Below are 19711 nucleotides of genomic sequence, written 5' to 3' on the forward strand. Positions count from 1 at the left end.
AGGTCGATCGACCGCGCCGGCGTCTCGGTCCTGGCTTTCCCTAGCGGTCGCGCCGAGATCCGCTCCGCCTCGTCGAATATCCGCCGTCGCACGGTGTCCGCACATCCACCCGATGCCTGCGGGAACAACTCTTCGACCAACCCGGCGGCCGCGCGGAAGCTCATCCAGGCACCGAGGCGAGCCAGCAGCAGCCGGTACTCTGCGGTCGAGCGTGCCGATCCGGCCAGCAGTGGCGACACTGGTTCCACTCTCCCGGTGCGCATGAGGCGTGGGACACGGATCGTCAGCGTGCCGTGGAGGCTCTGGATCCTGCGAAGCCGGTAGTCCTTCAGCCGCACCGTCGGATCGAGCCGGCGCCGCAGGTCGGCCTTCGCCCGTAGAGCATCCTCCTGGAGCGCCACGACAGCGCGCTGAATGTCACCGAGTATCCGCTGCGCAGTGCCGTGGTTGAGACCGATGTCCTCGACGCTTGCCGGAGCGACGATCTCATCGAGCCGCGCAACCGCGATGCGCCGTGAGGCTGTGCCCCGGCCCGTCTCAACCAGTTCCAGCTTCCAACCCATTTAATGCTCCCGACGCCGTCGATCCCTCGATCTTCTCAACCGACCGTCTGCGACGAAGGGCCTGTCAGGAGCAACCCCCACGTTCCAATCAGTCCCGCTACTTTGGGGAAATCCGGTAGGGAAACCCCGGGAGGCGAGAAGACGCGTGAGCGAGAGAGACCTACGCGGCAAACAAGGGAAGATCCGCGGGTAAGAGGGGCTTCCTTGAGGTCCGCGCGGCTAAAGGGCAAACTGTGCCGCTCCGAGAGTCGGCGCCGCCCAGCCGGTGCCAGGTTCGCACAAGCTCGGCGCAGTCTCCGTCTGCTCCCCTTAGTACGTAAGCGCTGCCGAGACGGCGGCGGGCCGTGATGCGCCGGCGCAGGATTGACGCGGCAATCCGTCCGGCTTGGGCGAGATCGGTCGCGGTATATCGAATAGCGCGCAGGGTCGATCCTTGCCGGCCATATCTCACCGAGACGGAGTATTCGCCAAAAAGATCGCGGTCTATTTGGAGTTCGTACGCTCGATCTCGATTGGCCGCAGCGTCGGTAAGTTTCAAGCGGATGTGCGCGATGGAAAGCATAAGGGAATAATACCATCCGAAGAGGGCGAAAAGAAGACTTTCCGAGGCGCAGGAACGTCTTTGAGTTGTCTTTGACGGAAACGCCGCCTCGGCCCCTGCCGAGCATAAGAAGAGTCAGCTTCGCCGTCGTTCGGGATGAGAAAGTGGCGGTGCGCCTTTGGCGCAGATACCGCCGCCAGAGGGTGGGGATAATCCGGCCGCATGTTCCGTTGATCGACGGAACCTATAAGAAGAATCTGTGGAGTGATTCACCGGATCATTCTTTTGGACCCTATCAGATTGGAATGGCGCGGTGCTGTCGGCGGACCTTCGTGCAGACCGAGCGACCTCGGTTGCGGTGGCAAGAAGCCTGGCATCGAGGATGGTCCAGGTGTTCGGGCCGTTCCGGTCGCCGGAGATCGGGTTCTGCTTTCGAGCGATGTAGCCCGCCCGGGCGAGGCGGGCGATCGCGAGGTGCGCGGTAGATCGGGCGACCCGGGCGAGGTTGGCGATCGGCGCCATGTGAAGTGTCCAGGTCTCGCGGCCCTTAGAGAGAAGCAGGAGGGCGAGGAGTACACGTCTGTCGGCCGGCGAGAGATGGGATTCGTGCAAGACAGCTGCTGGAATCAGGTCAGCGGCATAGAGATCGAGGGATCTAAGCTCTGCTTCAGCCCATAGGCTTGATCGGCCGGGACGCCGGCGAGCGCAAGAGTAGCTGGTTAGAAAGGCTCTGGGAGAGCGGCGCCGACGAAACCCGCGTCGTATCGAGCCGTCATCGAGGCCTGGAAGTTTAGGCTGCTTGTGCCGCTCTGGCATCGAGGGTCTGGGCGTCCATGACTTCCATTGCTCAAGGGTGGGCTGGACGTCGGCGGTGCGTTCCATGAAAGCCTTGCGCTGAGAGGCGAGGCTACGTTCCAAGCTTCCTCGGCGCTCCGTCGATGATGGATATAATGGGGTCGTCATCCGCAATCCTCTTGGTTAAAAGGCGCGGCACCAGGGCGCGACAAAGCGCTGCGAGAAGTCGCTTTATCCGTTGACACTCAATTTTGGATTGGGGATACTCATCGTCGCCAAACGTTAGTTCGAGTATCCAGCGGTCGCCCCAAAAGGCGGCCGTTTTTGGTTATGGCCCTCGTGCTGCGCGATCTCCTGTTTCGTTGAGTGTCGGTTCGGGTTGAGAGCTGCGCTGAGGCTCGCCCGCGCGCTCGAAGGACAAAGGGTCCGTCATTTAGTGGATGCCAATTGCGGATCGGCCGGGACCTCGGTTCCTTGTGAGGGAAGGTCTGCCTCCCAAGCCCACCAGGCGCCAGTGCCGGACCTGCAGGCGGTGCCGCGGGTCGTCAGTGTCGTGGAGCTATCGACATTCGCCCGGCCCACACTGACGGAATATGTGCGGCAGTATGTGCCGTCGACGCGATAGGACGCGGTGGGCGAGACGGATCCATGAAATTTGTAGAGGGGCGCGTACCACTTGGTGGCGACGCCATCGGCATTGACCTCGAGCGCGGATTGGCAGGCTTGGTCAGCGAACCGCAGCGCGGCCGGGTCCGCGGAAAGAAGATGGATCGAATCGGGAACCAGGCGCCAGCAAGGTTGACCGAGATCCGGGGCGGGTTCTTGGGCGGCGAACTGCGCGCAACCTGCTAAGCAGGTGAGCACGAGGGTGGCAATTCCTGGTCGTTTCATCGGCTTATCCCACAACACTTGATGGGGCATGCAAGCTATCCGCGCGAAATATAGCACATATGTCCTATGTTCCTACAAATCCCAATATGTAGGCGGTGACGCAGGCGGCGCTCGGAGGACGGCCGGGCCGCTTGAGCTACGCAGCCCGGCGCTTTCTTTGTGGAAATCAGGCTGCAGCCTTGGTCGGAATCGGCTGGTCAAAGAGCGCTTGGAAGCCCTGTTCCAGGAACTCATAGGCATCGTGAACGATCTTCAGCGGAGGATGATAACCAAACCAGAACGCGATGTCGGTTTCGCCGTGGTGCCACGTGAGCCCAGGTTCCATGAAGCTGAGGCGGTAGCGGGCGCCAATCTGCTTCTTGACGACGTCTTCGGGCATGAGAGCAAAGACGTGGTCGGCCTGCCAGCACTCGACCGCGATCGCTCGACCGAGTAGGGGCAGAAGAGGCACGAGCGTGTGGCTCAAGGCGGTGCGGCGATAGTCGGGATTCATCCAAATCCCGCCGCTGCAGCCGACGCGCCCTCTCATCGCAGAGAACCAATTGCGGCAGACGGGTGTGGCGATCTCGAATCGATCTCCGGTGCCGTCATTATAGAGCCCGGGTCCATCAATCAGAGCGGCCATATTGGGGTGAGCGTCATATAGGCCGCACGCATATGTCGCGATGGTTCGGCCATCTACATCGATCAGAATGGCCGCTCCACGGGATGCGTGTGTATGTTCGTTTGTGTATCCTTGGAAAGTGTGCCAACCCAGGCGATCGACGGCTGCGAAAGCTTCGAAATCACCATGAACGGATAGGGTGACGCCAAAGCCTTCGAACAACCGATGCTGAGCGCTATTGATCAGTCGTTGGACAAATTGCGTGCCGTCGCGGTCTACGTCCGTGGAGGGAAGCCGTGCAGTAGTATGTGCCATGAGATCAGCTCCGTTCGTGCAGATTGATAACAAACTGTAAGGCTTCATGCCATCGTCGCTGATTGAGTGAACGTTGCGCGATTGAGGCGTGAACCGGTTAATCGTATTCGACTTTATGGAATTAAATGACTCGGAATGACGCGCCCGATGTGTGGGAATATTCTCTGCTCAAGGGGGCAGTCTGCTTAGGGTTGGCGGGCGCTGCATTTGTCCTAATTGCCGGAATCGTCCGTTGGCTGAGCGGAAGCGTGCCGCTTCTGCAGATTGCCTTTATTCAACAAATCGTCGTGGTGGCGCTGGTCGCCATGCCAAGGGCGGTATCGGGTCAGGTACGCATGACCTCCGTCGGCCATGGTCGTCATATGGTCAGGGCGATGTTGACAGGGGCGGCCATTCTGCTGGGGTTTCTGGCGGTCTCGCATATGCCGGTCGCTGAAGTTACGGCGATCCTGTTCTCCAGAATGGTCTTCACGGCCATCCTTGCGAGGATATGGCTGGGGGAGCGGTTTAGCCTGGTCAAGGCTATGGGCATCGCTGTGGCGGCGGCGGGAGTTGTCGTCGTGCTCGATCCAAGTTTCGGCGAGGTCAACATCTACGGTTGGGCAGCGGTTGGATCCGCTGCGGCAATGTCGCTGAGCATGCTGATGATCCGGTGGATGCGATCTGAGCCAAGAGAAGCAATCGTTGGGAGGCAAGCGATCTGGCTCGCGGCGGGCTTGGCGCCCGGCGCAATTTCTGTGTGGGCGGATGTCTCGTGGATGGAACTCGCCGGCTGCTTGGCGACAGGATTGCTCCTCTGGTTTTCGCAGCACATGAACGTTTTTGCATTCCGGTATGCAGAGCCGAGCGCAATTCAGCCTGTGGAAGCTTTTCGGCTCGTTGTGGCATTGGTAATCGACTTGGCGGTTTTCGGCATTTTGCCAGAAGATCAGACCATGCTCGGGGGAGCTTTGGTCGTCCTGGCGACTGGAATTGTGATTTTCGGTCGTCGGGATGGAGGGCGGAATTAGGGAGGGCGCAATGGAAAAAACGGGTCGGGCCTTTAGTGGCCCGGAGCTACGGGCTGCTGCAGCGCGCATGAAGATGACGCAGAAGGATGTGGCGCATGCGGCAGGAGTGTCCCCGCGGACTGTCAGCCGTGTCTTTGCAGAAGAGCGGCCTAGCGCGCGGGATGGCACGTTGGAGCAAATCGCGAGGGTTGTGGGCCTGGGTGAACCGATCGCCAGCGGCCTGCCGCACCCTTTTATCGTGGTGGATCTGCCTTGTACTGCACTGGCCGGAGCGAGCGAGAAACTGCCCCACATTTATGCGCTTTTCGAAATCTCGATGCGGACCAGAGACAGGGAAAAGGTGCTGGAGCGGGTTAGGTTAAGTGACGCGACAAGAGTCACTTCTGTCTCATTACACGACGGCGATCTCTACATTGACGAGATGGGCTCCGGAATCCGATGGGGTGGGGAGCGGGCGATCGGCGCACGTGTTCTCGACATAGGGGATGCGGTCGTATCCCGTTCCGCGTTCGAAAGATACTGGAAAGCCCTGATTACGGGCGATCCGATCTTTCAGTTTGTCAGATCGACGGCAGGCCTGGAATTCATGGTTATGAGTGTCGCAGTAGACCGCGACACTCGCCCGGGAATTGTAACCGTTTCCGCGCTTGGGCGGCATTTTCTTTAGAATTAATACGAAAACAGTATAGAAAATTACGGCCATATGGCGATTCTGGCTATGTGTTGGTTTACAACGCCTGCTAGTCTGAGGCCAACCGTTGAGAAAACCTATCAGGGTGATTGGATCCGTGGAGAACGTACGGATTATGGAGGCAGACGAGCTCGACCTTGACGCGCTCGAACGCGATGGTCAGAGGACGGATTACGAGTCCTTGTCGCTCTATCGGTCTATTTGGGTCGATGCGTGTGCAAGAGAGTTCGGGTCGTACGAGGCCGTCGTTGAATTGCTTGATCTGTTGCTTTTCGAGTGCGGAGTCGAGATCCGGACTATCAGCAAGGATCCCCGCCAGATCGCGTTGATCAAATCAGGAATCGTCTGGCAGGGCTTGGGAGGACTCGACCAGGTCGACGCCGTAGATGAGAGCTGTGGCGAGGAGCCTTCCCAAATGAACGCCGTCTCTGGTGGCGGCAGCTTCTAACTCTTCAAATAGGCCGGGGCTAACGCGAACGGTCAGCACATCAAATTGCACTCCGGTTGGCGTCGGGGTGATAGGGATGACGGTATTTTCAGCCCTGGCTTTCAGGTAAGCTTTGGCCGCTGATGTATAGAATGAAAGTAGCGTGATTCCCGCTGAATTACAGGCGGCACGTACCCGTTCTGCATCAGGCGTAGCAAGTCGAACGAGACGCGCGATTTTGCCATGCTTATCAGTCTTGTACTTAGTAGCGGCCATCGGTTTCAAATTTTTTTTAGATATCCATGTCGAAGCTTGGTTAACGCGATAGTCCTAATCCATGAATAAGACATATGTACTGATCAACACAAGCGTGGATTTTCGGGGGCAGCGCCAGGCCGCGAGCAACTTTAGGGGCCTGGTCGCGCCATGACCGTGCTGGCTGCTATTGCGATGGTCGTGATCTCGGCCGGCGCGGGATGGGCGGATTTTCGCCGAGGCATAATTCCGCCACTGGCAATTATGGGCGTCGCGATCGCCGGCGTCGTCCTCGCGAGCCAGGTGGGGGCGATCGCTGTCTTCAATAATTCGGTCCTCTCAATCTCGATACTGGCTTCCGGTCATGCCGCTTGGTGGACCGTCGACAAGCTCGGCAAAGGCCCGTACTTCGGCCGGGGTGACTGGAATCTCATGGCAGCCGCGGCCCTCGGGTTGGGCGGTTTTGGAATCTGGGTCGCGGCAGTGGTGGCGCTCTTCAGTGCGCTTGTTGCGGTCGTGTTTGGCCGTGGGGGTTTTGGCCCGTATGGGCCAGGAACGGTGACACTTGGTCCGTTCATGGCCGCTGGGATAGGCGTTGGCGCTTACGTTTTGTGTGCTTCCTAACAGGATTGGGGAACTTGACAATAAGCGAAATAATTGAAGTATCCGCCGGAGTATTGATAAGCCTCGCCTGAATGTGCGGGGCCGAACGCCTGGCAGTAGCCATTGCCGCTATGTTGAGCGATTATGGCGGATTCATTCTTGATGCAGTTGTAGGCCTGCGTGAGATAGAAGCCGGATTGCGAGTTCCCACCGACACCCAAGACCCAGGCTCCGCCGCCACTAGGGGCACCAGCTCGGACGACCTGAGAATTCTGAGCATTGCCGATGAGGGTCTGTGTCCGGTTTGCCTGTGACGTGCAGGTGATCCGATAGCAGCTACCGGCCTGCAGGCCATCAGGGACGCATTGACCGTTCTCGATGTGATAGCCGGCGTTGCAGGAGGTGGCGGTGCAGGAGCCGTAGCCCGACCCGTTCCACGTCTGTTGTCCGCTACCGTTGGAGACACTGCAGGGCGTCGTCGTAGGGATGCAGGTGTTGTTGTGGACTGTATACCCGGCATTGCAGCCTGTGACGACGCATGTGCTCCAAGATTTGGTCGCGCCGTCCCAGGCCTTTTCCCCCGTACCATTTGCGATCGGGCACGAAGTGGAGGTGCCGTCGAGGCTCTCTGAGATCAAGTCGTCGACGTTGACGCAGGTCCAGGTGCCTCCGCTGTAGGCGACCACGTCTGGGGCCACGCAGTTCAGAGCTTCGACGGTGTTGACCAGGCCGAGACGGTTGGCGGACTGGGCCGCCCAGGTCGCTGCATCACTGTGCGACAGGGTGATCACGATATCATCGCCGGAGGACAGCGAGCTGAGAGCGGTCGTGCACGAGGTGTCCGCGCGGCGGTCGGGGCCCGCCGAAACCAAAGCAAGTGCGGTGGCTGCCATGGTTTGCGAGCCGCCGCGGCAATAGGTGATCGCCGTGTTCCAGGAGTCCGTGGTTTGTGCAGGAAGGTCAGCCGGAAGAGTGCTCCCGCTTCCGGCGGCCGACAGTATCAGGGTTCCAGAGGCGAGATCGAGCGACCCTTGGGTCGCAAGGATCTGCGCAGCCTCAATGAGGCTCGCCCGGGTGGTCGATGCCCGGGCTGATGTCACGGCGTCGGTCTTTGTCTGCATCGCCGAGTAGAGCGAGGGTGCAAGGAAGCTGACGACTGCGGCCAGCAGGATGACGAACGGGTGCGCGATCATGGCATGAGTCCCGGATTGCTGACGATGAAGCTGGACCAAAGCGAGTCGAATTCAGCGCATTGGGAGGCTGAGGGAAGGTTCTGAATTACGCCGATGGAGGCGCACTGGCTGCGCCACATCTCGTTGACGGTCGCCATGTGCGGTGCGACCTGGTGCGGGGTCAAACTTGCCTCATAGACGGACAGCGTGCGGACGATGTCGTCGCCTGAGGACTGACCGAGAAGAGCGTCGGCGCAACTGGTCTCGGTTGCTCGGTCGTAGCCCGAGGAGATCAACGCGAAGAGCGGATCGGCAGTCGAGGTATAGCCGTTCGACGGGCAGTATCCGAACGCGACGCCAAATCGGTCGAGGGGGACGGCTCCGATGTTGTCGGGAATGCCTCCGGAGGGCGAGGCCGTAGGAGGCGTCAGCGTTCCGTCGGAAGCAATTGTGGTTGCGCGGCCGATTGCATAGGCCGTCATGCTCATGCGGTCTACCGACGTTGAGAACCTGGTGGTTTGATCGGCCGACGAAAGAATCTGGTCGACCCTCCTGGATGTCGGCCCAAGCACGATGAGGGCCAGGAATAGGCACAGGAGGAGAAACGGAACGATGGCTCCGGCGTTCCGGTCGCTCATGGGGTTGCTCTGCATGTGCTCCAGTCCGGCTGGACGTCGTGAAAGCCGTACCTGGCGGAAAATTCAGCGAAGGCCTCACACAGGTTGTGGCATTCGAAAGCTGACGTGGTTGGCTTTTCGAGAAGGTCGAACGAGGCAGAGCACGGAACGGTGTAATTGGCGATCAGCTCCGTTTCGGGCGCCTCTAGAGCCTGGCGGGCAAAGACCTGCTCATGGCGGAGACTCCGTGCAACGTCGTCGCCATTCAGGTCGCCGGCCAGAGCCTGCGAGCACCCGGTATCGAAGTTGTTGTCGGCGCCGGCGCTGATCACGAGTAGCGCCGGCAATGTATCGTCCGTAGGGTTGGTGCAGAGTTGGACAGCTCGGCCCCATCCGTCGAGGGTTTCGGTGATGCTGGCTGTGTCGATCGAGGACAAATCCGGTAGGGTGACGCCAACGGGGTGACTGCTGGATTTGGCCGCCCGATCAAGCGCGACCGTGATCGCTTCTACAGTCTTCGAATGCTGAGCAAGGTAGACCTGATCGCGGGCGAGCTGATGGGACTTTTGGGCGTAGACGCCAGCTCCCATGGCTGCGACGAGGAGGAGAAGGGCGATCCCGATGTGCATCGTTCAATTCCCCCGGACGTAAAGGCGTAGGGTTCCCGGTGTGGGCTGCGTAGCCGCGTTGCCGAACTCAGCGACAACGGAACCGACCAGCTCTTCGGCATCGGCTTGGCCGATCGCCTCTACCCAGATCCCGTCCGAGGCATGGTGATATGACCATTCCGAAAAGCCTATTGGGGCAGGCGGGTAATAGACGCCGTCCGACCCTGACCAAAGGCTCGCTCCAGAGCCGGGGCAAACCAGGTCGGAGACGGATTCGGTGGCCGGCTCGTCCGGATATGAGGCATACGCGCCTGTGCCCGTAGAGGTCGGGTATTGAAGGGCGCACCCGCTGATCCGTTGGATGATCAGGCTACCGTCGGCGGTGAGCTGCGACTTGGTCATCGCTCGGCCGAGCACGTCTCCTGTAGTCGCCTGACCGTCGAAGAAGATCTTCCCGAGAGCCAGGAACAGGAACAGCGCGATGAGAATGAACGTGATCCAGCCGAAGCCGGCGTTTCGGTCATCCGGCGCGGCTTTCATCGGGCGTTCACGACGAGATAGAAGAAATTGACGCCGTCCGATGTTTGCGCGCACCCTTTCGACTGTCCGTCGAAAGCACCAGATGGCGATGCGCTTGTCAGGTTGACGGTTACGGCCTGAACGCGGGTCGTCTGCTGCATCGGGGTGTAGATGGTCGTCGAAGCCACAGCACTGGCGACAGGAATGTCATCGTCCTCGTCGACGCCCCACAGGTCGGAATTGATCGACTTGCAGTACTTGTCTTTGATGCCGGTCAGGACAATCGCCCATTCCGGTGCTGTGGTGGCGACGTCCGGGACCGTGAAAGTGCCCGCACCTGTGCCCGTGTTTCCGATCAGGGCCCACTTGCCCCAATCGTCGGAATCAATGCCCGTGGGCCTGGTGATGAACAGCCCGGTGCTCATGGTGGGCTCGGAAATCGCGCCGCTCACGGGGTCGAAGAGCGAGACCCGTTCCGTGTTTGCGCTCGCGGTGTCGACAAAGTCGATGTCTTCAACGCCCCACCCCTGTGCGTTGATGAACGAGATCCCGGAATTGATGCTGCCAGCGGTCGAGTAGATCGAATTGCCGTTCAGTCGAGCCAGATACTCATGGATCCGCGAGAAGGACGAATTGCTTGATGTGACAAAGAAGGCTCCGATCGCGACGACGAGGATCAAGACAATCATGATGACGGCGATCCAGCCGAAGCCGGCATTGCGGTGGTTAGCTTGAACGGCGCTCATTATTTGATCTCCGTTTGGATCTGGTGGGCGACGAGGTCGGCAGAGAGCGGTGCGCTTGGACACTGAGTCCCAGCGCAGAGCTCTTTGATGGACCAGCGGTATTGGGAGGCCTGCGCGATGGCAGTGGTTACGGCCAGCATCCAGGCGACGTACTCGCCAGCGTCGGATGCGCGGACAATGAGTCCAGTCGGCGTGGCGAGGAAGTCGACCTTGGGATTTGTGGCCGTTAGGTCGTTGGCGATCCGCCGGTAGGTTTCGGCAGGCGCCGGATCGGCTTTCAACCCAATTGGTCGAGGCATGAGGGTGCGCGCTGCAGAGACCACGCGCATGCGGTCCATGGAGGCGTCTTGGGCATTGCTCGTGTACACGGCCGCGGCAAGGGCCGCGAGCCAGACGACAAGCGCGGTCAACGATATCCTGCCGATCTTCATTGGATCTTCTCCACGGCGGTCAGACGGAGTTTTTGGGTCGTGGGTAAGCGGGTTCGCTGGATGTCGGGGCCGTAGGAATCGATCTGCTCGTTTGAGACCCAATCCGGTACTTCGGCCGTCCATTTGACGGTGTCGCCTTCGGCGCGGAACTCGGACAGCGCGCCGCCCGTCTCGGGAACAATTCGGCTGAGCGAGTACAACCGACCGATCACCGCCAAAGCCGGCTGGCCGGCGACGTGTCCGAGCTCTGTGCGCAGCTCTCTTTCGTAGCCGCGCGAGGCGTTGGTGATTTCAGCCGTATCCTGGGCGGCGCGGTTATCGCGAGCCACGATTTGGGACAGATTGAAAGCAGCAAAGACCGCGAAGGCCAGGCCGCTCATAGTTAGAGCGAAGTTCAAACGGCTCTGCCGTTGTTCTCGCTGATACATCGGGAGCCGCCATGGCGACCCATCCTCCGGCTCTACGAAGAACCGGGGCAATCCTTGATCCGCTGCCCAAGCAAGGACGAGGTCATGGTTGCCGTGAAAGGACGCCACCGAATTCGCTGCTGTACGGACAGCGGCATAGCCGGACGAGGATTCGGTGATATAGACCCCGTCGCCCTGGTGTCTGCTGTGTCCAGGAAGAGCGGCGGCGAGTGCGCATGTGAAGTCGCCTTTTGAGGGGTCTTGTGGGAAATCCGTGCTTTGAGCGAAGAGCGCGTGGACCTTGCCGTCGGCTACCGTGTGAATGATGGCTACGGCGTCGGTTTGCAGGAGTCCCGCAGCGGCGTGGTGAGCGACGACGTCGCCTTTGCGCTGCGATGCGAGCGGAGCTGAAATCGCTCCGAATGACGATGGTATGTAGTCGACCATCAGAACGCTCCTTGGAAGAGGCCGTCCGTCATCTCGTTTTGAGCGAGGACCAGGTAGAGAAAGAGACCGATGCTGGCGCCGAGGTAGGCGAGGATGACCAGGCTGATCCGACGTGTAAGCCGACCGGCCTCGACTGATGCTGCGTGAACGCGATCGGCGGCGATCGCCTGCATGGTTTCGGCCAGATCGCTATGGCGGGTGCCGCTATGGCCGACGAGCGGCATCTGCTCCCACGGTGTGAGGGGACCCTTCGCAGAGGCGATTGCCGCTGTTACGGGCTCGCCGCGTTCCCGGTGCAGAGTGAGCACCTGGTGCCAATAGGCGCGGGTTAAGGGGTGGTTTGTGGCCGACAGAGCTGAGTTGCATGCCACCAGGAAAGGTGCGCCGGCGCGCAGCATGAAACCGGCAATGGAGAAGGTTTCAGCGACGGCGAGATGGCTGAAGAGGCGCCGAACAATTGGTGTGTGCGATATCGCCAAACCGACTAGCCGGCGCGATCCCGGGTCAGTCAATCGGGACAGAACGAAAATGACACCAGCATAGACGAAGGGAGCCAAGCCGACGATCAGAAGGCAGCGGTTTAGGAGCCGTGCGAGCTCGACCTTGGAAGCGAAATCGGGGTTGCTGCCACCCATTTCTGAGGCGATCCAATCGAAGCCGCCAACCTCCATGGAGGCGACCGATGCGATGGCCATAACAAGCTCGAAACCGGCGATCGCCAATCCGGTCGAAATAGAGCGCCAGATCGTGGTTAGAGAGGCTCGATAGGCGAGAAGCGGTTCAACGATCTGCTGAACAGCGTTTGCCGCAACGGCGGCTGCGAAGAAGGACTTGGCCACGGGATCCAGGAGAGGGATTCGCTCCAGGGAATCCGACAAGGTGCCACCGCCATCAAGAACGTCCAAAGCGGGCTGAAGCTCGGCGCGTTTGCTGCGGTGCTGGATCATTCCAACGGTGGATCGCACCGCGTCGGTCGGCGGGATGCCAGCGCGGATGAAAGCGGCGAGGGTCCGGAGGAAATTCGACCGTTCGGTGGCGGCATAGAACTGGTTATTGATTCGTCGGTGGGAGCGCTCGGTGAGGTCCAGAACGGTGTGACCGGCACCCGTCAGTTCACGACGGACGCTCTGGATCGTTCCGCGATGGAAGTGCTTCGACTGTGTCTGATTGACGATCGGATCGTAATAGCGCGCCTCGATGTAGGTTCCGGTGACCTGGAAAGGATTAATGCCCACGGTTCGCCTCCCAATTGATCTCATGGACGGCGGTCTGCCACGCGATGACATGGCGTTCTGCGAGGGTCTGGAGGTGCGGGCCTCTAGGGAAATAGTCGATACCGGGAATGGCTAGGATCTGGTCGTAGTCCGCGAAATGCCCATCGGCCACGATGCGAGATAGATGCTGGTGCAAGGCTTGGCGGGCTGACGCGTTGATCCAGATCCCGGCCGGTACGACGGTGCGCTGTTTGCCGTAGCCTTGATAGCGACATTCCGGGCAGCCGGCCGGGTTGAGCGAGACGACTTCAACATCGTCTTCAAGACCAAGCGTAGTGCGGGCGTCCTCGGGAAGCTGGGAGGTCGGGACGGTGGTAGAACAAGCCCGGCAGGGTGTCGAAATCAGAACTTGATGGATGATCCAGGAGAGCCCGCGTGACAGCACAAAGGCGGCTTCAGCTCGGCTAGCGTGAATGAATGAGAACAGCCGGGGGAAGGTATCGACAACGGAGTCGGCGTGCAGGCTGCTGAGGAACATGTGACCGGTTTCGACGATCCGCAGAGCGGCCCGAATGGTTTCCTCATCTCGAAGCTCCTGCGCGAAGACGACATCTGGATCGTGACGCAGTGCGGCTCGCAAGAAGGCGTCGAAGGTTAGGCCGACGTCGGCGTGGCGGTTGATGTGCGTCTGTGTGGTGAGAGGGGTTTTGACCTCGATCGGCTCACCGGCCTCAAGCACCCGCAGAGCATGCCGGGGCATGTTCATTACGAACGCTCGCAAGGTGGTCGATTTTCCCTGGTTCGTCGCTCCTGTGACGATCCCCATCGAACCGCGCCGGGACGCCTTCGCGCTGTCATGTTCGAGCCGTTTTACGAACTCTGGGAAATGCTCGAAAATTGCGGGGAGCGATTGGAACGCTGACGGATCGCTGAGGCGCAGCGTCAACTTTTGCTGAGCATGCGTCGGCAAGATCGCAACACGGATGTCGATCGGTCGGCCGTGGTACCTGAAGCGAAAATCGCCGTCGAAGAGCGCTTCAAGATTCGAGGTGTCGATCCCGGCGCGCTCCCGAATAAGGACTGCCAGTCTGCGCCCTAGCTGAGGCGAGACGCTGGCTCGATGATTCAGGCCGTTCGCGACGCGGTACTCGATACGAGTTTCGGCCAGGTTGTCGTGGACCTCGATATGGATGTCGGAGGCGCCGTTCTCGAGGGCGTCCGTTAGGAGTGAATCCAGGGCAGGTCCAAGTGCGTCCGGGGTGGCTGCGATGTCGTGTCGGGCGAGCAAGTCGGTCAACTGCTGGCCGGTCGTATGTGGCGTCGTATTGATGGCGGCGAGTGTCGCCACGGTTTCCTGAGGTTCTTGGACGATCTGTGTAATGACGACGTCGCCTGCTTTGGCTCTGTCGATGAGAAGCGCTTCTTCAAATGGAAGCAGGGGGCGAACCGCGGCGATGTAGAGAGTGCCGTTGTGCAGGCGTATTGGCTTCACTCGAAGCTGCGCGAGCAACGACGCCGGCCAAAGGGAATAGAGCGCCGCCGCGTCGGCCGGCAGCGGCATTTGCAGGCCCATCGATTGAATCAGGTCCAGGACAACCCGAGCCGGGACGAACCCAAAATGAATGACGAGCTCAGCTGCGGTCGCTGGACGACCGCGCAATTGGTGTTCCTTGACGATCGAGGAGATGTAGTCGGCACGGTCGGCACTTAGTTGTTGTGTGCTTACGAGCGCGTCTAAGAATTCTGTGGTCGGTGACTTCGCCGGCGGCGGTTGGACGGCAACCGGAACTGGCCGAACGATCTGAGGCTCTTGGCCGTCGTCATGCGACGGGCCCTCCGGTTGAGGTGACGCGTTTGGCTTCGTCCTCCTTGCCCGGGTAAGGGCGCCGGCGATCAGACTTCGGCCGAACGTCTTCCAGCGCCCGGTTCGGCGGGCGCGTTTCATGTCGGGCAATAGGGGCTCGGAGGTCATTGCTCGTCTGTCCCTTCGGTTCGAACCCCGTAGCCCAAGCTGGCGTAGAAGACGGCTTTATCGTCGTCATCGAAAAGCACCAGCTCGTCGCCTTCGAGTTCGACTTGGTATTTCGCCCCGAGGATCGTGACCGGTCGGCCGTGTGCCGCGCGGATAACCCGTTGTCCGTCGGACAGGAGTGCAACCCGCCCGATCAGAGCGAAGTAAGACAGAGGCGGCAGCGGAGCGGACGGCTGGTAGGTGGGCACAGGGGTGACCGTGACAGGTTGGGCCTGTACGGCGGGGCCACCGAATGGATTGACCGTTTCTGCGGAAGCTGGCGTAGCCAGGCACGCCAACAAGCAGACCCATGGAGCTATCGATCTCATGTGTCGTTCTCGTTTTTGAAGCGGACAATGTGCGGAACGAGCGCGATGACGATCTGCTTCCGTTCGGCGGACTTGTTCTTTGAGCTGAACAGGAAGGGCAGCACGTCGCCTAAAAGCGGCACCGCATCGCGCTGGCGGCTCTTGGAGGACCGGGAGATGCCACCGAGCACCACGGTCGCACCCGGAGGCGTGGTGATTTGGGTCGTGATGGTGCGCTCGGTCGAGCGCGGCAAGCGGGCTGCCGCGTCGCCTACCTGGAATTCCTCGAACCCTAAGAGGTCTGAGAGCGACAGACTTAAGGAGGTTGTCACGAGGCCGTCCTGATAATCGCCAGAGAGCGAGAGAACCACGCCGGTCGTCAGTTCTCTGGTATCGACGCCGGTTGTGACGCTTACGCTCGCGTCGCTGTCGGCAGTCGGCGCAATCGGCTGAAGTGCGAGATAGGGATTCGTGGTCGTGTCATCCAAGCGAACGGATGATCCGGAGATCATCGCAACATGTGGATTTGAGACGACCTCCACATCGCCCTGGCTCTCCAGGAAAGTGGCGACGTTCGAGATGTTTATGCCGTTGGCAACGAAGCTGGTTGTTATTGCGTAGGCGTCGGATAGGGCCGACCCCCCGGAGAAACCGAGATCGAGGGCGCCGATACTGGCGGTGAGCTGATCCCAGCGGATGCCGCGGCTTTCCGAGTTGGTGTCAGATACCTCCGCAATCCAAATGTCGTAGGTGATCCGGACACGCCTGGTGCGCAGTTCCCGCGCGTAGTCGCGGATCGCTTCCGCGGCGCGCGGTCCCGCGCTGAAAGATATTAGGCGCCCCGATACATCCTGGTGAACGTCGATTCCGCCGTAGCCTGTGATCGTCTCCGCGACCTGGTTGTAGAAGGGCTCGTCGCGGTTCTCGTAGATATTGTCCTCCGAAAGGCTACGGGCGGTGATCGGAGGAAGGCTGAGGGTGTAGGCGCGGGTTGTCGAAACGGTGAGCTGGTTGCCTCGGTAGCTGTAGCTGAGGTCAGCCGCCCGCGTGATGGCCTCAACCGCTTTTGACACCGGCATGGAGTCCAGGTGGAGGGATATAGCCCGTGCTTGGACATTCTTGCCTGCAGCGACCGAGAAGCCCCGTTGTTTTGCGAGCTCCCGCAACAGGGTCAGCGGATCGGCAGCGATCGCTCCGAACGGTTGCGGGATTGCGTCGTCGGGAAGTGGGTCGTTGCTGCCGTGTGAAGAGCGCAGCTCAAATGCATACTCCTCAAGGTCGACGGTGTTGGACGCTGAGGCCCCTTTCATCAGCACATTCTGTGCGGAAGCGCTTGGCGGCTCTTCCGGAACCCGGGCTGGCTCGTGTGGATCCAGCGCGTGTAGTTCGGGCTCGACCTCGGCGCTGGCCGGCGCTGGCGGCGTGGGGACAATTGGGGTCACGGAGGAGGCAGCCGGCGCCGGTGTTTCCACAGGAGAGGGCGAGGCGATTTCAGTCGGGGTGCTGGCGCCGTCCTGGATCGGCTTCGTCGAGGCAATGTCGATTGCCGGACTGCTCTTCAGGAACGCCGGCTTAAGCGGTGCCGAGGGGCTTTGCTGCCATTGCGGAGCGCAGCCAGATAGGATGGCGATAGACGTTAAGAAGAGCGGGCCGCGTTTCATACTGAGCCTCCGTCGCCTGTGCGCGGAGCCTGGGCGGCAGGTGCCGTGTCAGTGGACGCAGGGTCGGCGCTGGCCTTCTTCTTTCGCAGAGGGTTGAGGCGCCTCTGAAAGGCTTTGTCGCCGTCGAGAGCCTTCCGTACCAGCTCGCGAGCGAGAATAGACGGGCTGACCTCCTGGCCTAAATCCTCCTGGAGGAAGGCCTGATATCTCTCGAACTGGGAAAGAACGTCGCCGGTCAATTCCATCGAAATGGACTGCTTTCGGACAATGACGTTCTCCAAAGTGATTCCAAGCGGGTCCGTCATTGAAATACTCCCTTTTCTTGCGCGTGTTTGCAGATTGCGGTGTAAAGCACTGATGAAAGAGACACGCTGTGCAGCGTCATCAACGAGCGCAGCCCATCCATTAGACCTTCGTCAAAATTCAAATAGACAACAGGCGAATCCCTCGGGACCGCTCGCATGAGGGTCGCGTTGTTGTCATTCTTGAGAAAATCGTGAAGAGCCTCGTTGAAAAACGACGTCCGTGTGATGCAAAGCCTATCGCAGTAGGCATCGAGTAAATCCTTGCGATGGGATTCGAGTCGGGTCTGTCGAGCGATCATTGGGGCTCCAACGTTATTGACCTGTTGACGATGATTGTGATCATCATCCCGGGTTCGGCGGTTAGTGTTGGCGGGATGGTCGCGGCACGGTCGATCAGGGTGCTTCCGGTATCCGAAACCGATGTGGCTAGGCCTTCTGCGGCACGCTGTTGGAGCGTGAGAGGGTCGCCTGGGTTTCCGCCGGCAACCGCGGAGCCGACGGAAACGATGCTGCTGAGGGCTGCGGTCGCAAAGAGCTCGAGGTAGTGGTTGTCCACGTTCGCCGGAATGCCTCCGCGTCCGGCACTATCGGCCGCCGACATGCCCGACAGCTCGATGCTCTCTCCATCGGGAAACGTCGCCTGTGTCCAGGCGATGAAGATCCTTTCTTGGCCGTAACGGGTATTCGATGTCGGCGTGCCGATAAGGGTTGTCCCCTGGGGGATCAGGACGGACCGGCCTTGAAGGTGATCAAAGACGGTTTCGACCACGCGCGCCCGCGCGACGCTGGGGTGGGTGGTGTCGATAGCTGTGTCCAGGCGGGCTTTTATGACCGTTCCCGGGAAGACAGTCGTGGTCGGATTGGTCTCGGTCCTTTGCGCCGCCGCGTTGGCGCTGCTGCCCTCGGCCATGGAGGCCTTGCTGAGGAAGGGGTTGGCAATGTCGCTCCGGGTGGATGTCGGAAGCGGCGCGGAGGCAGTGGGGTCGGCCTGTGGTGGCCCGCCGGGTGCCGAAGGGCTGACCGGCATGCTCGGTGAGGGGGGCAGGGGTTGGGCGCCTGGCAAGGCTGCCATTGAGCCGAGGGCGACTTGAGTCTGTCTCGGATCGGCTTTGTTAAAGAATGCGATCGCGGACTGCCGCGCGGCTTCCGCCATCGGATCTGGGATGGACGGGCTAAGCTGTGCAGGTTGCGGGACCAACGGGGGAGGCTCAGGGAGCGGCGGAGGACTCTCTTTTGGTTCCTCCGGCTTCACGGGTGGCGCGATCTCGTAGGTTGAAGGCAGGGATTCAATTCGCTCCTGCTCGCGCGATGGCGGCAGCTCGGCGTTGTAGTTCTTTGTATTCGGGTTGGAGCGGTCGGGACCAGTGTCGGTCAGGCCGTAGACCACCCCGCCAATCAGGATGCACGTAAGCGCGCCGGCTCCAAGGATAACCAGGCGCTTATTGACCCGTGTGGACCCGGCCACATTGTAGTCTGGCATCAACTCAGACATCAGCGTGACCCGCGAGCGTTATGCGTCCAAACACCCGTGCGGGTGATCACAACACGGTCGTCGGGGCTCATGTACAAGAGTGCCCGGTCGAACATGTAAGGGACGATGATGGCGGAACCGTTCTGGATGTAGTTGACGATCTCGATCTGATTGTTCGAGGTCAGAAGGGAAAGCACCGGCATTTGCCGACGTGCCATCTCCGGCCGGAATCGGAGAATGACCCGAGCGCCGTCGTCGTAAATCTCTGTGGGAAGCCAGGGCTGATCGGCTGCGCCCTCGATAGTCCAGTTGAAGTTCAAATTTGCGACCGCATCGTCGATCGATGACGACGGGGAGCCGAGAACGGTGTAGCGCCCAGGTTCGCCACCAAGGGCACCGCCGGCGCCGGTCGTCTCTGCTCGGCCGGTCGTGTGAAGCGCGGTAATCCGAGCATGAAGCGACTGCCGGTCGTCTTCGGGGTAGGTCCAGGTCACGGAGTTGTGGAATGGATCGCCCGCCTGGGAAACGCGCAGCTCGAGGTTATAGGTGCGACGGTCGGTCGTGACGATGAGGTTGGTGTCGGCTTCCTCGTTGATCGGTTTGATCAAAAGGTGAACGGTCTGGTTGTCACCGAAACCCGAAAGGGTCGGCTCCAGGCGCCAATTGATTGTATCGCCTGCAGAAGCGGCTAGGATCTGTTCGCCGGGTTGCAGTCGGACATCAACGATCCGAAGAGGCGCCGCCAGGATCTTGTAGCTGGCGCCATCGAAGAATGGATAGATCTGCTTGCCTTGAACGAACTGACCGCGGGCGTCGTCGTAGAACGACGCTTCCTTGGCGTCCCTCAGGTTCTTGCGGGGGCGTTGAGCGGTTACCTGAGGAAGGGGGATGGGCGTCAGGTCGGCACTCGAGCCTGGAGCGGGAACCTCGACGATCTTTGGCGGCGCGACCGGACCAGTGGGAATTTCTATATAGCGAACCTCCGTTCCGGGGACATTTGACGGGCCGGGTGGGGCGCCAAATTGTTGTACCGGGAGGCACGCGGATAGTCCGAAGCAGAGGATCGGGAGGACCTGTTTCATGGAATTTCCCTAACACT

At 60.4% G+C, this 19711-nt stretch carries 23 protein-coding genes; 4 read left to right on the top strand and 19 right to left on the bottom strand.

Annotated elements, in window-relative coordinates; all coding sequences use genetic code 11:
* The 4 genes from BLS34_RS23455 to BLS34_RS25635 all read right to left on the bottom strand — a co-directional run.
* Positions 1-563, bottom strand: a 563-nt coding sequence (locus BLS34_RS23455) for a hypothetical protein (RefSeq protein ID WP_139189444.1), incomplete at its 3' end; no start/stop codon positions are given.
* A 160-nt stretch (positions 564-723) separates the two neighbouring features.
* Positions 724-1125, bottom strand: coding sequence for a WGR domain-containing protein (locus BLS34_RS26775; RefSeq protein ID WP_084618673.1), 402 nt, complete (start codon positions 1123-1125; stop codon positions 724-726).
* Positions 1126-2328: 1203 nt separating this feature from the next.
* Positions 2329-2820: a hypothetical protein gene (locus BLS34_RS25630; RefSeq protein WP_139189445.1), complete on the bottom strand. Its 492-nt coding sequence runs from the start codon at positions 2818-2820 to the stop codon at positions 2329-2331.
* A 136-nt stretch (positions 2821-2956) separates the two neighbouring features.
* Positions 2957-3709, bottom strand: coding sequence for a hypothetical protein (locus BLS34_RS25635; protein WP_139189446.1), 753 nt, complete (start codon positions 3707-3709; stop codon positions 2957-2959).
* A gap of 125 nt (positions 3710-3834) precedes the next feature.
* Here BLS34_RS25635 and BLS34_RS23475 point away from each other — a divergent pair, with 125 nt between their 5' ends.
* From BLS34_RS23475 to BLS34_RS23490, 4 genes are all read left to right on the top strand, one after another.
* Positions 3835-4719 carry a DMT family transporter gene (locus tag BLS34_RS23475; RefSeq protein ID WP_093154335.1) on the top strand — a complete coding sequence of 295 codons (885 nt, stop codon included), beginning with the start codon at positions 3835-3837 and terminating at the stop codon, positions 4717-4719.
* Positions 4720-4729: 10 nt separating this feature from the next.
* On the top strand, positions 4730-5386 hold the full coding sequence (locus BLS34_RS23480; RefSeq protein ID WP_175474362.1) for a helix-turn-helix domain-containing protein: 657 nt from the start codon (positions 4730-4732) through the stop codon (positions 5384-5386).
* Positions 5387-5525: 139 nt separating this feature from the next.
* Entirely contained in the window at positions 5526-5858 is a 333-nt protein-coding gene (locus BLS34_RS23485) for a hypothetical protein (protein ID WP_028793114.1), read from the top strand.
* Positions 5859-6263: 405 nt separating this feature from the next.
* Positions 6264-6716, top strand: a complete 453-nt coding sequence (locus BLS34_RS23490) for a hypothetical protein (protein WP_093154339.1) — start codon at positions 6264-6266, stop codon at positions 6714-6716.
* On the opposite strand, the gene BLS34_RS23495 is transcribed toward BLS34_RS23490, so the two are convergent.
* The 15 genes from BLS34_RS23495 to BLS34_RS23560 form a co-directional block, all read right to left on the bottom strand.
* Positions 6713-7888 carry a hypothetical protein gene (locus BLS34_RS23495; protein WP_093154341.1) on the bottom strand — a complete coding sequence of 392 codons (1176 nt, stop codon included), beginning with the start codon at positions 7886-7888 and terminating at the stop codon, positions 6713-6715. The two genes, BLS34_RS23490 and BLS34_RS23495, sit on opposite strands and share 4 nt — an antisense overlap.
* Positions 7885-8505 carry a hypothetical protein gene (locus tag BLS34_RS23500; protein ID WP_139189447.1) on the bottom strand — a complete coding sequence of 207 codons (621 nt, stop codon included), beginning with the start codon at positions 8503-8505 and terminating at the stop codon, positions 7885-7887. The genes BLS34_RS23495 and BLS34_RS23500 overlap by 4 nt, the downstream gene beginning before the upstream one ends.
* Positions 8502-9113, bottom strand: a complete 612-nt coding sequence (locus BLS34_RS23505; protein WP_093154346.1) for a hypothetical protein — start codon at positions 9111-9113, stop codon at positions 8502-8504. The genes BLS34_RS23500 and BLS34_RS23505 overlap by 4 nt, the downstream gene beginning before the upstream one ends.
* Before the next feature lie 3 nt (positions 9114-9116).
* Positions 9117-9632 (bottom strand): hypothetical protein, encoded by a 516-nt coding sequence (locus tag BLS34_RS23510; protein ID WP_051243847.1) that lies wholly within the window; start codon positions 9630-9632, stop codon positions 9117-9119.
* Positions 9629-10357, bottom strand: a complete 729-nt coding sequence (locus BLS34_RS23515) for a hypothetical protein (RefSeq protein WP_028793109.1) — start codon at positions 10355-10357, stop codon at positions 9629-9631. Before BLS34_RS23515 ends, BLS34_RS23510 begins: the two co-directional genes overlap by 4 nt.
* A complete protein-coding gene (locus tag BLS34_RS23520; protein WP_028793108.1) occupies positions 10357-10788 on the bottom strand; it encodes a hypothetical protein in 432 nt (143 codons plus the stop codon). Before BLS34_RS23520 ends, BLS34_RS23515 begins: the two co-directional genes overlap by 1 nt.
* Positions 10785-11642: a hypothetical protein gene (locus BLS34_RS25640; protein ID WP_028793107.1), complete on the bottom strand. Its 858-nt coding sequence runs from the start codon at positions 11640-11642 to the stop codon at positions 10785-10787. Before BLS34_RS25640 ends, BLS34_RS23520 begins: the two co-directional genes overlap by 4 nt.
* Entirely contained in the window at positions 11642-12877 is a 1236-nt protein-coding gene (locus BLS34_RS23530; RefSeq protein WP_175474363.1) for a type II secretion system F family protein, read from the bottom strand. Before BLS34_RS23530 ends, BLS34_RS25640 begins: the two co-directional genes overlap by 1 nt.
* Positions 12867-14828, bottom strand: coding sequence for a GspE/PulE family protein (locus BLS34_RS23535; protein WP_093154353.1), 1962 nt, complete (start codon positions 14826-14828; stop codon positions 12867-12869). Before BLS34_RS23535 ends, BLS34_RS23530 begins: the two co-directional genes overlap by 11 nt.
* On the bottom strand, positions 14825-15076 hold the full coding sequence (locus tag BLS34_RS23540) for a hypothetical protein (RefSeq protein ID WP_139189448.1): 252 nt from the start codon (positions 15074-15076) through the stop codon (positions 14825-14827). The genes BLS34_RS23535 and BLS34_RS23540 overlap by 4 nt, the downstream gene beginning before the upstream one ends.
* Before the next feature lie 116 nt (positions 15077-15192).
* Positions 15193-16836: a hypothetical protein gene (locus BLS34_RS23545; protein ID WP_093154358.1), complete on the bottom strand. Its 1644-nt coding sequence runs from the start codon at positions 16834-16836 to the stop codon at positions 15193-15195.
* Entirely contained in the window at positions 16833-17141 is a 309-nt protein-coding gene (locus tag BLS34_RS23550) for a hypothetical protein (protein WP_093154361.1), read from the bottom strand. The genes BLS34_RS23545 and BLS34_RS23550 overlap by 4 nt, the downstream gene beginning before the upstream one ends.
* Positions 17138-17440: a hypothetical protein gene (locus tag BLS34_RS26300; protein ID WP_139189449.1), complete on the bottom strand. Its 303-nt coding sequence runs from the start codon at positions 17438-17440 to the stop codon at positions 17138-17140. Before BLS34_RS26300 ends, BLS34_RS23550 begins: the two co-directional genes overlap by 4 nt.
* Positions 17437-18633 carry a TraB/TrbI/VirB10 family type IV secretion system protein gene (locus BLS34_RS23555; RefSeq protein ID WP_093154363.1) on the bottom strand — a complete coding sequence of 399 codons (1197 nt, stop codon included), beginning with the start codon at positions 18631-18633 and terminating at the stop codon, positions 17437-17439. Before BLS34_RS23555 ends, BLS34_RS26300 begins: the two co-directional genes overlap by 4 nt.
* Complete coding sequence (locus BLS34_RS23560; protein ID WP_093154366.1) at positions 18633-19694, bottom strand: TrbG/VirB9 family P-type conjugative transfer protein; 1062 nt, start codon at positions 19692-19694, stop codon at positions 18633-18635. Before BLS34_RS23560 ends, BLS34_RS23555 begins: the two co-directional genes overlap by 1 nt.
* Positions 19695-19711: the final 17 nt, after the last annotated feature.

Source organism: Thalassobaculum litoreum DSM 18839 (assembly GCF_900102465.1).
Taxonomy (GTDB): domain Bacteria; phylum Pseudomonadota; class Alphaproteobacteria; order Thalassobaculales; family Thalassobaculaceae; genus Thalassobaculum; species Thalassobaculum litoreum.

What these genes read in the sequence shown, in the direction of transcription:
- BLS34_RS26775 (WP_084618673.1), bottom strand. Translation starts at nt 1,125, where the DNA reads ATGCTTTCCATCGCGCACATCCGCTTGAAACTTACCGACGCTGCGGCC.
- BLS34_RS25630 (WP_139189445.1), bottom strand. Translation starts at nt 2,820, where the DNA reads ATGCCCCATCAAGTGTTGTGGGATAAGCCGATGAAACGACCAGGAATT.
- BLS34_RS25635 (WP_139189446.1), bottom strand. Translation starts at nt 3,709, where the DNA reads ATGGCACATACTACTGCACGGCTTCCCTCCACGGACGTAGACCGCGAC.
- BLS34_RS23475 (WP_093154335.1), top strand. Translation starts at nt 3,835, where the DNA reads ATGACTCGGAATGACGCGCCCGATGTGTGGGAATATTCTCTGCTCAAG.
- BLS34_RS23480 (WP_175474362.1), top strand. Translation starts at nt 4,730, where the DNA reads ATGGAAAAAACGGGTCGGGCCTTTAGTGGCCCGGAGCTACGGGCTGCT.
- BLS34_RS23485 (WP_028793114.1), top strand. Translation starts at nt 5,526, where the DNA reads ATGGAGGCAGACGAGCTCGACCTTGACGCGCTCGAACGCGATGGTCAG.
- BLS34_RS23490 (WP_093154339.1), top strand. Translation starts at nt 6,264, where the DNA reads ATGACCGTGCTGGCTGCTATTGCGATGGTCGTGATCTCGGCCGGCGCG.
- BLS34_RS23495 (WP_093154341.1), bottom strand. Translation starts at nt 7,888, where the DNA reads ATGATCGCGCACCCGTTCGTCATCCTGCTGGCCGCAGTCGTCAGCTTC.
- BLS34_RS23500 (WP_139189447.1), bottom strand. Translation starts at nt 8,505, where the DNA reads ATGAGCGACCGGAACGCCGGAGCCATCGTTCCGTTTCTCCTCCTGTGC.
- BLS34_RS23505 (WP_093154346.1), bottom strand. Translation starts at nt 9,113, where the DNA reads ATGCACATCGGGATCGCCCTTCTCCTCCTCGTCGCAGCCATGGGAGCT.
- BLS34_RS23510 (WP_051243847.1), bottom strand. Translation starts at nt 9,632, where the DNA reads ATGAAAGCCGCGCCGGATGACCGAAACGCCGGCTTCGGCTGGATCACG.
- BLS34_RS23515 (WP_028793109.1), bottom strand. Translation starts at nt 10,357, where the DNA reads ATGAGCGCCGTTCAAGCTAACCACCGCAATGCCGGCTTCGGCTGGATC.
- BLS34_RS23520 (WP_028793108.1), bottom strand. Translation starts at nt 10,788, where the DNA reads ATGAAGATCGGCAGGATATCGTTGACCGCGCTTGTCGTCTGGCTCGCG.
- BLS34_RS25640 (WP_028793107.1), bottom strand. Translation starts at nt 11,642, where the DNA reads ATGGTCGACTACATACCATCGTCATTCGGAGCGATTTCAGCTCCGCTC.
- BLS34_RS23535 (WP_093154353.1), bottom strand. Translation starts at nt 14,828, where the DNA reads ATGACCTCCGAGCCCCTATTGCCCGACATGAAACGCGCCCGCCGAACC.
- BLS34_RS23545 (WP_093154358.1), bottom strand. Translation starts at nt 16,836, where the DNA reads ATGAAACGCGGCCCGCTCTTCTTAACGTCTATCGCCATCCTATCTGGC.
- BLS34_RS23550 (WP_093154361.1), bottom strand. Translation starts at nt 17,141, where the DNA reads ATGACGGACCCGCTTGGAATCACTTTGGAGAACGTCATTGTCCGAAAG.
- BLS34_RS26300 (WP_139189449.1), bottom strand. Translation starts at nt 17,440, where the DNA reads ATGATCGCTCGACAGACCCGACTCGAATCCCATCGCAAGGATTTACTC.
- BLS34_RS23555 (WP_093154363.1), bottom strand. Translation starts at nt 18,633, where the DNA reads ATGTCTGAGTTGATGCCAGACTACAATGTGGCCGGGTCCACACGGGTC.
- BLS34_RS23560 (WP_093154366.1), bottom strand. Translation starts at nt 19,694, where the DNA reads ATGAAACAGGTCCTCCCGATCCTCTGCTTCGGACTATCCGCGTGCCTC.